This is a genomic window from Streptomyces drozdowiczii (assembly GCF_026167665.1).
In the GTDB taxonomy this organism is placed as follows: Bacteria; Actinomycetota; Actinomycetes; order Streptomycetales; family Streptomycetaceae; genus Streptomyces; species Streptomyces drozdowiczii_A.
On the sequence record NZ_CP098740.1, the window covers coordinates 5,605,124 to 5,618,097 of the forward strand.

Consider the following 12,974-nt stretch of genomic DNA (forward strand, 5'->3'; position numbering starts at 1 on the left):
AGCCACCGATCAGCAAGGAGCCAGTCCGTGGTCCGCGCCGCCGTACTGCCCGCCGTCGGAGCTCCGCTGGAGATCACCGACATCGTCCTGCCGGAGCCCGCCCCCGGCCGGGTGCGCGTCCGCCTCGCGGCCGCCGGGGTCTGCCACTCCGACCTCTCGCTGTCCAACGGCACCATGCGGGTGCCCGTCCCCGCGGTCCTCGGCCACGAGGGCGCCGGTACCGTCGTCGCGGTCGGTGAGGGCGTCAGCCATGTCGCCCCGGGGGACGGCGTCGTCCTCAACTGGGCGCCCTCCTGCGGCAGCTGCCACCACTGCGGCATCGGCGAGGTGTGGCTCTGCGCGAACGCCCTGGCCGGTGCGGCCGACCTGCACGCCCGCACCGCCGACGGCACCGACCTGCACCCCGGGCTCAACGTCGCCGCCTTCGCGGAGGAGACCGTCGTCGCCGGGAACTGCGTGCTGCCCGCCCCGGACGGCATCCCGCTCACCGACGCGGCGCTCCTGGGCTGCGCGGTGCTCACCGGCTACGGCGCGGTCCACCACAGCGCCCGGGTCCGCGCGGGGGAGTCCGTCGTGGTGTTCGGCATCGGCGGCGTCGGGCTCGCCGTGCTCCAGTCCGCCCGGATCGCGGGCGCCTCGCAGGTCATCGCGGTCGACGTCTCCCCGGAGAAGGAGGAGCTGGCCCGCCGGGCGGGCGCCACGGACTTCGTCATCGCCTCGGAGACCACGCCCCGGGACGTCCGGAAGCTGACCGGGGGCCAGGGCGCGGACGTGGCCGTGGAGTGCGTGGGGCGGGCGGCCACCATCCGGAGCGCCTGGGAGTCCACCCGCAGGGGCGGCCGCACCACGGTCGTCGGCATCGGCGGCAAGGACCAGCAGGTCACCTTCAACGCCCTGGAGATCTTCCACTGGGGCCGCACCCTGACCGGCTGCGTCTACGGGAACAGCGACCCGGCCCGCGATCTGCCGGTGCTCGCGGACCACATCCGCGCGGGCCGCTTCGACCTCTCCATGATGGTCACCGAACGCATCGGCCTGGACGGCATCCCGGCCGCCTTCGACCACATGATCGCGGGCAGGGGCGGCCGGGCGCTGGTGGTGTTCTAGGCGCGCTTGCGGGCGGGCTCCAGCTGCGCGTACTGCGTCTCCAGCCCGTCCACCAGCGCCCGCAGCCCGGTCTCGAAGGCCCCCTCGTCCACCTGCTGCCGCCGCTCGGCCAGCAGGTGCGCCTGGCCCAGGTGCGGGTAGTCGGCGGGGTCGTACGCCGTCTCGTCGTCCACGAAGCCCCGCGCGAAGGAGCCGAGCGCCGAGCCGGTGATGAAGTAACGCATCAGCGCCCCGATGTACGTGGCCTGCGCCGGCGGCCACCCCGCACGCACCATGGCCCCGAACACGGCGTCCGCGACCCGCAGACCGGCCGGGCGGCGCCCGGGGCCCTGGGCGAGCACCGGGACGATGTGCGGATGCGCGGCCAGCGCGGCCCGGTAGGAGACCGCCCAGTCGTGCAGCGCGGCCCGCCAGTCCCGGGGATCGGACTCCTCGAACATCGACAGGTCGACCTGCGCCGAGACAGCGTCGGCGACCGCGTCCAGGATCTCGTCCTTGTTGCGGAAGTGGTTGTACAGCGAGGGCCCGCTGACCCCCAGCTCGGCCGCCAGCCGACGGGTCGACACCGCGTCGAGCCCTTCGGCGTCCACGAGGGCGCTCGCCGTCTCGACGATGCGTTCTCTGCTCAGGAGGGGCTTGCGCGGGCGGGCCATGCCGCACATAGTAGGCCCTGCGATCCAAAAACTAGCAGTGCTAATTAAAGCGGAGGGTGCGGCCGATGAACCTGGAGCTGAGCGAGGAGCAGGAAGCCGTCCGGCAGCTCGCGCGGGACTTCGTGGCCCGCGATGTCGCCCCGTACGCGGCCGAGTGGGACCGGTCCGAGAACGTCGACAAGTCGATCGTCAAGAAGCTCGGCGCCCTCGGCTTCCTCGGCCTGACCGTCCCCGAGGAGTGCGGCGGCTCGGGCGGCGACCACCTCGCGTACTGCCTGGTGACCGAGGAGCTGGGCCGGGGCGACTCCTCGGTGCGCGGGATCGTCTCGGTCTCCCTCGGCCTGGTCGCCAAGACCGTCGCGGCCTGGGGCGACGAGGAGCAGAAGCGCGCGTGGCTGCCCCGGCTCACCTCGGGCGACGCGGTCGGCTGCTTCGGGCTCACCGAACCCGGCACCGGCTCGGACGCGGGCAGCCTGGCGACCCGGGCCGTGCGGGACGGCGCCGACTACGTGATCAACGGCAGCAAGATGTTCATCACCAACGGCACCTGGGCCGACGTGGTGCTGCTCTTCGCCCGCACCAACGACACCCCCGGCCACAAGGGCGTCTCCGCCTTCCTGGTCCCCGCCGACACCCCCGGCCTCACCCGCCGCACCATCCACGGCAAGCTCGGCCTGCGCGGCCAGGCCACCGCCGAACTGGTCCTGGAGGACGTCCGGGTGCCCGCGAGCGCCCTGCTGGGCCCCGAGGGCAAGGGCTTCTCGATCGCCATGTCGGCCCTGGCCAAGGGCCGGATGTCGGTGGCGGCCGGCTGCGTCGGCATCGCCCAGGCGGCCCTGGACGCGGCCGTCGGATACGCCGGTGAGCGCGAGCAGTTCGGCAGGCCCATCGCGGGCTACCAGCTCGTCCAGGAGCTCATCAGCGACATCTCCGTGGACGTCGAGGCGGCGCGCCTGCTCACCTGGCGGGTCGCCGACCTCATCGACCGGGGCCAGGACTTCGCCACCGCCGCGTCCCGGGCCAAGCTCTTCGCCTCCGAGGCCGCCGTCCGCGCCGCCAACAACGCGCTCCAGGTCTTCGGCGGCTACGGCTACATCGACGAGTACCCGGTCGGCAAGCTGCTCCGGGACGCCCGCGTGATGACGCTCTACGAGGGCACCAGCCAGATCCAGAAGCTGATCATCGGCCGCGCCCTGACCGGGGTTTCGGCGTTCTGAGTACCGTCTGAGTATCCGAACCGATGTGGTGTGCGTCATACCGTCGGATGCTGGGCGCCATGAGTGAGACGACACCGGTCAAACAGCAGACCACCGGCGCCTACTTCGGGCAGGCCGTCGCGTCCTTCGGGATCGCGATGGCCGCGGTGACCCTCGGAATCTACTTCCTCGACGCCGACGCCTGGGTGCGGGCCTTCCTCGCCATCGGCGTCCTCTACCTGGTCACGTCCTGCTTCACCCTGGCCAAGGTCATCCGGGACCGGCAGGAGGCGGGCCAGTTCGTCAGCCGGGTCGACCAGGCCCGGCTGGAGAAGATCCTCGCCGAGCACGACCCCTTCCAGAAGCTCTGACGCCCTTCCGCGCAACGTCTCCCTAAGCGCTTGCTCAGGATCGGGGTATGGTGTGCGTCCTGGACTGAGAGGGGCGAGCGAGATGAGCACGGCGCAGGAGACCGACGCCGAGGACCCGCCGTGGGCCGAGGTGACGCCCGAGGCCGCCCGGCGGCTCCTCGTCGCGGCCGTCGACGCCTTCGCCGAGCGCGGGTACCACGCGACCACCACCCGGGACATCGCGGGCCGCGCCGGAATGAGCCCCGCCGCGCTCTACATCCACTACAAGACGAAGGAAGAGCTGCTCCACCGGATCAGCCGGATCGGCCACGACCGGGCCCTGGCCGTGCTGGAGGCCGCCGCCGACGGCGACGGCACGGCCGCCGAACGGCTCGCCACCGCCGTACGCTCCTTCGTCCGCTGGCACGCCGAACGGCACACCACCGCCCGCGTGGTCCAGTACGAGCTGGACGCGCTCGGCGAGGAGCACCGCACCGAGATCATCGCGCTGCGCCGCAGGACCGACGCGGTGGTGCGCCGGATCATCGGTGAGGGCGTCGCCTCCGGCGAGTTCGACGTGCCGGACGTGCCGGGCACCACGCTCGCGGTGCTGTCGCTCTGCATCGACGTGGCGCGCTGGTTCAACGCGCAGGGCAGCCGGACCCCCGACGAGGTCGCCGAGCTGTACGCCGGTCTGGTGCTGCGGATGGTCGCCGCCGGGCGCTGAGCACGGCCGAACGCCCCCGGTCCCCTTATGGGGCCGGGGGCGTTCGCGTACGTACGCGGGCGGGCGCGGGCTCAGAAGTAGTAGCGCGACACCGACTCGGCGACGCAGGCCGGCTTGTCGCCGCCCTCGCGCTCGACCGTCACGACGGCGGTGATCTGCACGCCGCCGCCCGCCTCCTCGACGCTCTTCAGGACGGCCGTCGCGCGCACCCGCGAGCCGACGGGCACGGGGGAGGGGAAGCGGACCTTGTTGGTGCCGTAGTTGATGCCCATCTTCGCGCCCTCGACCGCCATCACCTGCGGGACGAGCACCGGCAGCAGCGACAGCGTCAGATAGCCGTGCGCGATGGTCTTCCCGAACGGGCCGGCCGCCGCCTTCTCCGGGTCCACATGGATCCACTGGTGGTCGCCGGTGGCGTCGGCGAACAGGTCGATCCGCTTCTGGTCGACCTCCAGCCAGTCGCTGTACCCCAGCTGCTCGCCCACGCCGTCCCGCAGCTCCTGCGCGGACTCGAAGACCCTCGGCTCAGCCATGTCCCTGCTCCCTGCCCTTCACACTCTCCTGATCGTCCACGCTGTCTAAGCGCTTGCTCAGCATTGTGCTCAGGTGCGTTCCTGTCAACGACGGACCGGCGGCCGGGCGGGGGACGTAGGCTTCGACGGGTGCCCCAGATCCCGCAGACACTTCACGAACTCACCGTCGGCCAGCTCTCCGCGCGCAGCGGCGCCGCCGTGTCGGCCCTGCACTTCTACGAGGCCAAGGGCCTGATCAGCAGCCGCCGCACCAGCGGCAACCAGCGCCGCTACAGCAGGGACGCGCTGCGCCGGGTCGCCTTCGTCCGCGCGGCACAGCGGGTGGGCATCCCGCTGGCCACCATCCGCGAGGCGCTGGCCGAACTCCCCGAGGAGCGCACCCCGAACCGCGACGACTGGGCGCGGCTCTCGCACGCCTGGCGCTCCGAGCTGGACGACCGGATCAAGCAGCTGGGCCGGCTCCGCGACCACCTCACCGACTGCATCGGCTGCGGCTGCCTCTCGCTGGAGACCTGCGTCCTGTCCAACCCGGACGACATCAGCGGCGAGAAGATCAGCGGCTCGCGCCTGATGCCGGAGCGCAAGGCGGCGGACCGCGCACCGGCCGACCGCGCACCGGCGAAGCGTGAACCGGCGGAGAGCGCCGAGGGCTGCTGCTGACCGACGCGTGCCGGGCGGTCCGCGCGCGGCGGGCCGCCCGTCCGTCCCTCAGGCCACCGTCGCCAGATCGCCCGCCCGGTCCCGGCGGGCCCGCGCCAGGGCCGCCGGGGTGAGCACGGGCTGCGGCACCACGATCCCGCACCCCGTGCAGACCGGGCCCGACCACGGCTCGCTGTCCAGGTCGTGCCGCCAGGTGATCCCGGTCTTGCCGCACACCGGGCAGCCGGCCCCGGGCTCCGCCTCCAGGGCCGAGATCAGCCGGGCCAGCACCTCGGCGAGCGGGGCCGAGGGGTGGACCGCCGGGTCGTCGCAGCGCGCGACGCCGTTGCCGCCCCAGGTGCGCCGGTGCCAGTCGTCGAAGGCACCGGGCCGACGCAGCCCCCGGTGCTTCTCGCGCCTGCGGCGCTCCGCGAACCCCGCCTCGTAACCGAGCCAGACCGTGCGGGCCCGTTCCAGCTCGTCCAGTGCCCGCACCAGTCGCACCGGGTCCGGGGCCCGGTCCTCGGGGGCTATGCCGTGCCGTGCGCACAGATGGTCCCAGGTCGCCCGGTGCCCATAGGGGGCGAAGCGTTCCAGGCACTTGCGCAGCGAGTACCGCCGCAGCGCCAGATCGCTTCTCGGGTCGCGGACCTGTCTCGCCAGACTCCGGAAACCGGCCATTGAGCCGCCACCTCCGTCGCTCGTACTCCGTCGCCCGTACTTCGGCGTCAGGGGATGGACGTACGCCTGCCCGGATCGGCTCCATCCAAAGGCCGAACCGTCCGAAAGATGAGACGCCGCACAGAATCCGGCGGCATGTGGCGATTCGGAAAAGGTGACCGATGTTCATCTTACCGGCCGGTCATACCGCCAGTAACCTGCGGCGCATCGGCCTCTCGGAGGAGTACGCATGCCCCCACGCACCCGTATGACCCGCACCGGTACCACCAGAGCCGCCGCCCTCGCCGCGGCTCTCGCCCTCGGCACGTCCCTGCTCGCCGCCGCCCCCACGCGGGCGCCGCGGAGGCGGACCCCGTCCCCGACTACTGCCAGGGCCAGTGCGACGACATCCTGCCGCCCGGCGAGAACGGCAACGCCACCCTGGTGGAGATCCTGGGCAACAAGGCGTTCGGCACCCATCCCGCGCACAGCGACGACCAGCTCGACCGCTACAACGGGCTGGTCGCCGGGCACACCGGGCTCACCGACCAGAAGCTCACCGACTTCTTCAACGACGCCTCGTTCGGCGTCCCGAAGGACCAGGTCGAGTCCGTCACCTCGCCGCGCGACGACGTCACCATCACCCGCGACAAGTCCTCCGGCGTCCCGCACATCAAGGGCACGACGCGCTACGGCACCGAGTTCGGCGCCGGGTACGCGGCCGGGCAGGACCGGCTGTGGCTGATGGACCTCTTCCGGCACATCGGGCGCGGCGAGCTGACCTCGTTCGCCGGCGGGGCCCTCGCCAACCAGGGCCTGGAGCAGCAGTTCTGGCCGCAGGCCCCGTACACCGAAGCCGATCTGGAGGCCCAGGTCGACTACATCAGGACCCATGAGGGGGCCAGGGGCGAACAGGCCATGGCGGACGCGCAGGCGTACGTCGACGGCATCAACGCCTACCGCAAGAAGTCCAAGGACGGCCGCTACTTCCCCGGCGAGTACGTCCTGACCGGCAAGATCGACGCCATCACGAACATCGGCGAGATCCAGCCGTTCAAGCTGACCGACCTGATCTCCATCGCCTCGGTCGTCGGCGGCCAGTTCGGCGGCGGGGGCGGCGGCGAGGTCCAGGCGGCCCTGTCGCTGCTCTCCGCGCAGCAGAAGTACGGCGTCGCCGAGGGCACGAAGGTCTGGGAGTCGTTCCGCCAGCGCAACGACCCCGAGGCCGTGCTCACGATCCACGACGGCACCTCCTTCCCGTACGCCAACAAGCCCGAGAACGCCGTCGGCACGGCCCTCCCGGACCGGGGTTCCGTCACCGCCGAGCCCCTCATTTACGACCGCACCGGCTCCGCGGGCACGGGCGTGAAGGCCCCGGTCAAGGCGCCCTCCACGCTCAAGAAGGCGCAGGGCATCTTCGACAACGGCGTCATCCCGGAGGGCTCGCTGCCCGGGTCCGGCTCCGGCGCCCAGAAGCGCGGGATGTCCAACGCCCTGGTGGTGTCCGGCAAGAGCACCGCGAGCGGACACCCGATCGCCGTGTTCGGGCCGCAGACCGGCTACTTCGCCCCGCAGCTGATGATGCTCCAGGAGCTCCAGGGCCCCGGCATCAGCGCGCGCGGCGTCTCCTTCGCCGGTGTCGGCATGTACATCCAGATGGGCCGGGGCCAGGACTACGCCTGGAGCGCCACCTCGGCGGGCCAGGACATCACCGACACGTACGCGATCGACCTCTGCGAGCCCGACGGCTCCACGCCCACCAAGGACTCCACGCACTACCTCTACCGGGGCACCTGCACCGCGATGGAGAAGATGGAGAAGACCAACTCCTGGAAGCCGACCGTCGCGGACTCCACCGCCAAGGGCTCGTACCGCATGCAGGTCTGGCGCACGAACTACGGCATCGTCACCCACCGCGCCACCGTGGGCGGCAAGCCCGTCGCGTACACCACGCTCCGCTCGACGTACCGCCACGAGGCCGACTCGATCATCGGCTTCCAGATGCTGAACGACCCGGCGTACGTCACCGACGCGGCCTCCTTCCAGCGGGCGGCGAGCAACATCGACTACGCCTTCAACTGGTTCTACGCCGACTCCCGCACCGCCGCCTACTACAACAGCGGCATGAACCCGGTGCGCCCGTCCGGCGTCGACCCGGCGCTCCCGATCCGCGCCGAGAAGGCGTACGAGTGGCAGGGCTACGAGCCGGGCGCCAACACCGCCTCGTACACCGCCTTCGCCGAGCACCCGCACTCCAGCGGCCAGGACTACTACATCTCCTGGAACAACAAGCAGGCCGAGGGGTACGCCGCTTCGGGCTTCGGGCTCAGCGCGGTGCACCGCGGCGACCTGCTGGACGACCGGGTCTCGGCCCTCGTCGCCGAGGGCGGCGTGACCCGCGCCTCGCTCACCCGGGCCATGGCGGACGCGGCCCTCACCGACCTGCGCGGCGAGCAGTTGCTGCCCGAGCTGCTGAAGGTCATCCGCTCCCAGCCGGTCACCGACCCGGACCTGAACGCGGCGGTCCAGCAGCTGGACTCCTGGCGCGCGGCGGGCGCCCAGCGCAAGGAGACGAGCCCCGGTTCGCACGCGTACGCCCACGCCGACGCGGTCCGGATCATGGACGCGTGGTGGCCGAGGCTGATCGAGGCGGAGTTCCGCCCGGGGCTCGGTGACGACCTGTACGGGGCGCTCACCGCGAACCTCGCCACCGACGAGTCCCCGGCCGCCAGCCACGGGCCGAGCGGGGCGCACAGCGGATCGGCCTTCCAGTACGGCTGGTGGGGCTTCGCCGACAAGGACCTGCGCCAGGTGCTCGGGCAGCCGGTCAAGGGCCCGCTGGCCAAGTCGTACTGCGGCGGCGGCGACCTGAGCGCCTGCCGTACGGCGCTGCTGAACTCGCTCAAGGAGGCGGCGGCGGTGCCGGCGGCCGAGGTCTACCCGGCCGACGACAGCTGCAAGGCCGGCGACCAGTGGTGCACGGACTCGATCATCCACCGTGCGCTGGGCGGCATCGCCCAGAAGGCCATCCACTGGCAGAACCGCCCGACGTACCAGCAGGTGGTGGAGTTCCCGAGCCACCGGTAAACCCAGCCCGTCCGGCGTTCGAGGACGGAACCACTGCGCAGGGCGGGCCCGCACCCGCATCACCGCTCCACGCGGGCCCGCCCGACCCTCACCGGTACTGCAGATACCGCTTCCGCACGGCCCGGAACTTCGCGAGGTCCGACGCCCACGCGCCGACCACCTCGTCCACGTCCGCCCCCGCATCGATCATCGTCCGCACCCGCGTGTTCCCCGTCAGCTTGTCGATCCAGTTGTCCGACCGCCACGCGAACCCGCTCCACGTCCGCTTCGCGGTGATCAGCAGCGCGATCCCCGTACGCACCGGGTCGAAGACCTCGCGGTCCAGGACGTGCAGCTGCACCCCGCCCACCGTGACGCCCTGGAACTTCGAGAACGTCGGCGCGAAGTACGCCTCGCGGAACGCCACTCCGGGCAGTTCCAGCGCGTTGGCCGCGTCCGCCCACTTGTGGTCGATGCCCTCCGCGCCCAGCAGTTCGAACGGGCGGGTCGTGCCGCGCCCCTCGGAGAGGTTCGTCCCCTCGAACATGCAGGTGCCGGAGTAGACGAGCGCCGTGTCGGGCGTCGGCATGTTGGGGCTCGGCGGCACCCACGGCAGGCCCGTCGCGTCGAAGAAGTCGGAGCGCGACCAGCCCGACATCTTCACGATCTCCAGCTCGGCCGGGCGGGCCTTCAGGAACTCCCCGTTGAACAGCAGCGCCAGCTCGGTCACGGTCATCCCGTGCGCCTGGGAGATCTCCCGGCGGCCCACGAACGTGCCGAACGCCGGGTCCAGGACCGGCCCGAGCGCCGCCCGCCCGGTCACCGGGTTCGGCCGGTCGAGCACGACGAACTTCTTGCCCGCGAGCGCGGCGGCCTCCATGCAGTCGTACAGCGTCCAGATGTACGTGTAGAAGCGGGCACCCGCGTCCTGGATGTCGAAGACGATGGTGTCCACACCGGACGCGGTGAAGATGTCCGCGAGCGCCTGACCGCTCTTCAGGTACGTGTCGTAGACCGGGAGCCCGGTCGCCGGGTCGTCGTAACGCCCCTCCGAGCCGCCCGCCTGCGCGGTGCCCCGGAAGCCGTGCTCGGGGCCGAAGACGGCGGTGAGGTTCACCCGGTCGTCCGGGTGCATCACGTCCACGATGTGCCGGACGTCGGACGTGATCCCGGTCGGGTTGGTGACGATGCCGACGCGCTGCCCCTTCAGCAGGGCGTAGCCGTCCGCAGCCAGCCGGTCGAAGCCGGTACGGACCCGCTGCCCGCCCCCGTGGCCGTTCCCGTGCCCGTGGCCCTTGCCGTGCGACGCACCGGCGGCCGCGGGGCCGGCCGATGCGGCCGTGGCCGCGAGGGCTCCCATCGCACCGCCGGCGGTCAGCAAACCACGCCTGGACAGGCTCATTCGGCTACCTCCAAGATCGCGACGAGTGTCATGGCCACGCACGCTAGCGCGCCGAGCGGCCCGGGGGAACGTGTCGGACGGGCCTGCCGCGCCGGGAGTGGCCGATGGGACGCCGCCACCCCTTCCCGCACGACACCCCTTCCCACACGACATACCGACTGGTTAGTCTGCCGGTGTAGTCGGCTGAGAGGTGCGAGAGCGATGAGTACGGTGCAGGGCGCGGGCGTGGTGGTCACCGGGGCCGGAGGCGGCATCGGCGCCGCCCTCGCCCGCAGATTCGCCGCCGAGGGCGCACGGGTCGTCGTCAACGACCTCGACGCGTCCCGGATCGAGGCGCTGGCCGACGAGATCGGCGCCACCGCCGTCGCCGGGGACGCCTCCCGGATCGTGGACACCGCCCGGGACGCCCTGGACGGCACCGTCGACGTGTACTGCGCCAACGCGGGCCTCGCCTCGCCCGGCGACCCGATGGCCGACGAGGAGGTCTGGGCCGCGGCCTGGGACGTCAACGTGATGGCCCACGTCCGGGCGGCCCGCGCGCTGCTCCCGGACTGGCTGGAGCGCGGCAGCGGCCGGTTCGTCGCCACCGCGTCCGCCGCCGGGCTGCTCACCATGATCGGCGCGGCCCCGTACAGCGTCACCAAGCACGGCGCGGTCGCCTTCGCGGAGTGGCTGTCGCTGACCTACCGGCACCGGGGCGTGAAGGTCCACGCCATCTGCCCGCAGGGCGTGCGTACGGACATGCTCACCGCCGCCGGATCGGCCGGCGAACTCGTCCTCGCCCCCGGCGCCATCGAGCCCGAGGCCGTCGCGGACGCCCTGTTCGACGCCATGGCCGAGGACCGCTTCCTGGTCCTGCCGCACCCCGAGGTCGCCGGCTACTACGAAGCCAGGGCCGCCGACACCGACCGCTGGATCCGTGGGATGAACCGCCTCCAGCGCACCTGGGAGGAGACCGGAGCATGACCGAGTCCATCTACGCGGCGAAGCCCTGGCTCCCGCTGCTCAGCGAGGCCCAGCGGGCCCCCGTCCACCCCGCCGAGACCCTGGTGCACGCCTTCCGTGAGTCCGTGGACCGCACCCCGGGCCATCCGGCGCTCGCCTACTTCGACGGCCGCCTCACCTACCGCGAGACGGACGAGCTGTCCGACTCCGTGGCCGGCCACCTCGCCGCCCGGGGCCTGGAGCGCGGCGACCGGGTCGCGATCATGCTCCAGAACTCCCCGCAGTTCGTCCTCGCGCTCCTCGGCGCCTGGAAGGCCGGCGCCACCGTCGTCCCGCTCAACCCGATGTACAAGTCCGCCGAGGTCGGGCACGTACTCAAGGACGCCCAGGTCACCGCCCTGATCTGCGCCGACCGGGCCTGGGAGGCGTACCTCCGGGACACCGCCGCGGCCGCGCCCGGCGTCCGGATCGCGCTCACCGCCTGCGAGCTGGACCTCCAGACGGAGAACGACGAGCGGGTCCTGAACTTCGAGCGGCTGCCCGTCGCCGGGGACGCCGACGACCTGGTCGCCGTAGCCCGGCAGGGCCTCGCCGCCCCCGCCGGACGGCAGCTCACCGCCGCCGACACCGCGCTGATCAGCTACACCTCCGGGACCAGCGGCACCCCCAAGGGCGCCCTGAACTCCCACGGCAACATCATGGTCAACGCCGAACGCCAGCGCACCGGCCACTCCGTCCCCGAGGGCGCCGCCTACTTCGCGCTCGCCCCGCTCTTCCACATCACCGGCATGGTCTGCCAGCTGGCCGCCTGCCTCACCAACGGCGGCACCCTCGTCCTCGCCTACCGCTTCCACCCCGGGGTCGTCCTCGACGCCTTCGCCGAGCACCGCCCCGCGTACACCGTCGGGCCCTCCACCGCCTTCATGGCGCTGGCCGCCACGCCCGGCGTGACGCCCGAGCACTTCGCGTCCTTCCAGGTCATCTCCTCCGGCGGCGCCCCGCTGCCGCCCGCGCTGGTGGAGCAGTTCCGGGAGGGCTTCGGCCCGTACATACGCAACGGCTACGGCCTCACTGAGTGCACCGCCCCCTGCGCCTCCGTGCCCCCGGAGCGCGAGGCGCCCGTCGACCCGGTCTCCGGCACCCTCTCGGTCGGCGTGCCGGGACCCGACACCGTCGTACGGATCCTGGACGAGAACGGCGCCGAGGTGCCCTTCGGGGAGCAGGGCGAGATCGCGGTGCGCGGCCCGCAGGTCGTCTCCGGCTACTGGGGACTCCCCGAGGCCACCGCGGCCGCCTTCCCCGACGGCGAGCTGCGCACCGGCGACATCGGCTTCATGGACCGCGAGGGCTGGCTCTACGTGGTCGACCGCAAGAAGGACATGATCAACGCCTCCGGCTTCAAGGTGTGGCCCCGCGAGGTGGAGGACGTCCTCTACACGCACCCGGCCGTCCGCGAGGCCGCCGTCGTCGGCGTGCCCGACGCCTACCGGGGCGAGACCGTCCGGGCCTACGTCAGCCTGCGCCCGGGCGCGTCCGTGGAACCGGACGAGCTGGGCGCGTACTGCAAGGAACGGCTCGCCGCGTACAAGTACCCGCGCGAGGTCGAGATCCTGGCCGAGCTGCCCAAGACGGCAAGTGGGAAGATCCTCAGGCGGGAACTGCGTTCAGCCCGCTAGAACAGACATACGCGTACGCA

11 protein-coding genes and 1 pseudogene are annotated in these 12,974 nt (G+C 72.2%); 8 read left to right on the top strand and 4 right to left on the bottom strand.

What is annotated here, in order from left to right; all coding sequences use genetic code 11:
- Positions 1-27: 27 nt before the first annotated feature.
- Entirely contained in the window at positions 28-1,107 is a 1,080-nt protein-coding gene (locus NEH16_RS25500; RefSeq protein WP_265545159.1) for a Zn-dependent alcohol dehydrogenase, read from the top strand.
- Here NEH16_RS25500 and NEH16_RS25505 read toward each other — a convergent pair.
- Positions 1,104-1,760: a TetR/AcrR family transcriptional regulator gene (locus NEH16_RS25505; RefSeq protein WP_265545161.1), complete on the bottom strand. Its 657-nt coding sequence runs from the start codon at positions 1,758-1,760 to the stop codon at positions 1,104-1,106. The genes NEH16_RS25500 and NEH16_RS25505 overlap by 4 nt on opposite strands.
- A 65-nt stretch (positions 1,761-1,825) precedes the next feature.
- Here NEH16_RS25505 and NEH16_RS25510 point away from each other — a divergent pair, with 65 nt between their 5' ends.
- The 3 genes from NEH16_RS25510 to NEH16_RS25520 all read left to right on the top strand — a co-directional run bounded on the left by NEH16_RS25510 (position 1,826) and on the right by NEH16_RS25520 (position 4,033).
- Entirely contained in the window at positions 1,826-2,977 is a 1,152-nt protein-coding gene (locus tag NEH16_RS25510; RefSeq protein WP_265545163.1) for an acyl-CoA dehydrogenase family protein, read from the top strand.
- A 59-nt stretch (positions 2,978-3,036) separates the two neighbouring features.
- A complete protein-coding gene (locus NEH16_RS25515) occupies positions 3,037-3,327 on the top strand; it encodes a YiaA/YiaB family inner membrane protein (RefSeq protein WP_265545165.1) in 291 nt (96 codons plus the stop codon).
- Between the two features lie 82 nt (positions 3,328-3,409).
- Positions 3,410-4,033, top strand: coding sequence for a TetR/AcrR family transcriptional regulator (locus tag NEH16_RS25520; protein WP_018103660.1), 624 nt, complete (start codon positions 3,410-3,412; stop codon positions 4,031-4,033).
- A gap of 71 nt (positions 4,034-4,104) precedes the next feature.
- Here NEH16_RS25520 and NEH16_RS25525 read toward each other — a convergent pair whose 3' ends face one another.
- Complete coding sequence (locus NEH16_RS25525; RefSeq protein WP_073968049.1) at positions 4,105-4,566, bottom strand: MaoC family dehydratase; 462 nt, start codon at positions 4,564-4,566, stop codon at positions 4,105-4,107.
- 129 nt (positions 4,567-4,695) lie between these two features.
- On the opposite strand from NEH16_RS25525, the gene soxR reads away from it, so the two are divergent.
- Positions 4,696-5,226 (top strand): redox-sensitive transcriptional activator SoxR, encoded by a 531-nt coding sequence (gene soxR, locus NEH16_RS25530; RefSeq protein WP_265545167.1) that lies wholly within the window; start codon positions 4,696-4,698, stop codon positions 5,224-5,226.
- A 48-nt stretch (positions 5,227-5,274) separates the two neighbouring features.
- Here the strand turns inward: soxR and NEH16_RS25535 are convergent, their stop codons facing one another.
- A complete protein-coding gene (locus tag NEH16_RS25535; protein ID WP_073968047.1) occupies positions 5,275-5,886 on the bottom strand; it encodes a hypothetical protein in 612 nt (203 codons plus the stop codon).
- A gap of 229 nt (positions 5,887-6,115) precedes the next feature.
- Between NEH16_RS25535 and NEH16_RS25540 the strand changes: the two are divergent.
- Positions 6,116-8,952 (top strand): annotated as a pseudogene (locus NEH16_RS25540) (penicillin acylase family protein).
- Between the two features lie 88 nt (positions 8,953-9,040).
- Here the strand turns inward: NEH16_RS25540 and NEH16_RS25545 are convergent.
- Complete coding sequence (locus NEH16_RS25545) at positions 9,041-10,333, bottom strand: exo-beta-N-acetylmuramidase NamZ family protein (protein ID WP_265545169.1); 1,293 nt, start codon at positions 10,331-10,333, stop codon at positions 9,041-9,043.
- Between the two features lie 201 nt (positions 10,334-10,534).
- On the opposite strand from NEH16_RS25545, the gene NEH16_RS25550 reads away from it, so the two are divergent.
- Both NEH16_RS25550 and NEH16_RS25555 read left to right on the top strand, forming a co-directional pair.
- The gene (locus NEH16_RS25550; RefSeq protein WP_265545170.1) at positions 10,535-11,299 is read left to right on the top strand and encodes an SDR family oxidoreductase; all 765 of its coding nucleotides are present in this window, start codon (positions 10,535-10,537) and stop codon (positions 11,297-11,299) included.
- Positions 11,296-12,954, top strand: a complete 1,659-nt coding sequence (locus NEH16_RS25555) for a class I adenylate-forming enzyme family protein (protein WP_265545171.1) — start codon at positions 11,296-11,298, stop codon at positions 12,952-12,954. The genes NEH16_RS25550 and NEH16_RS25555 overlap by 4 nt, the downstream gene beginning before the upstream one ends.
- Positions 12,955-12,974: the final 20 nt, after the last annotated feature.

What these genes read in the sequence shown, in the direction of transcription:
- NEH16_RS25505 (WP_265545161.1), bottom strand. Translation starts at nt 1,760, where the DNA reads ATGGCCCGCCCGCGCAAGCCCCTCCTGAGCAGAGAACGCATCGTCGAG.
- NEH16_RS25510 (WP_265545163.1), top strand. Translation starts at nt 1,826, where the DNA reads ATGAACCTGGAGCTGAGCGAGGAGCAGGAAGCCGTCCGGCAGCTCGCG.
- NEH16_RS25515 (WP_265545165.1), top strand. Translation starts at nt 3,037, where the DNA reads ATGAGTGAGACGACACCGGTCAAACAGCAGACCACCGGCGCCTACTTC.
- NEH16_RS25520 (WP_018103660.1), top strand. Translation starts at nt 3,410, where the DNA reads ATGAGCACGGCGCAGGAGACCGACGCCGAGGACCCGCCGTGGGCCGAG.
- NEH16_RS25525 (WP_073968049.1), bottom strand. Translation starts at nt 4,566, where the DNA reads ATGGCTGAGCCGAGGGTCTTCGAGTCCGCGCAGGAGCTGCGGGACGGC.
- NEH16_RS25535 (WP_073968047.1), bottom strand. Translation starts at nt 5,886, where the DNA reads ATGGCCGGTTTCCGGAGTCTGGCGAGACAGGTCCGCGACCCGAGAAGC.
- NEH16_RS25545 (WP_265545169.1), bottom strand. Translation starts at nt 10,333, where the DNA reads ATGAGCCTGTCCAGGCGTGGTTTGCTGACCGCCGGCGGTGCGATGGGA.
- NEH16_RS25550 (WP_265545170.1), top strand. Translation starts at nt 10,535, where the DNA reads ATGAGTACGGTGCAGGGCGCGGGCGTGGTGGTCACCGGGGCCGGAGGC.
- NEH16_RS25555 (WP_265545171.1), top strand. Translation starts at nt 11,296, where the DNA reads ATGACCGAGTCCATCTACGCGGCGAAGCCCTGGCTCCCGCTGCTCAGC.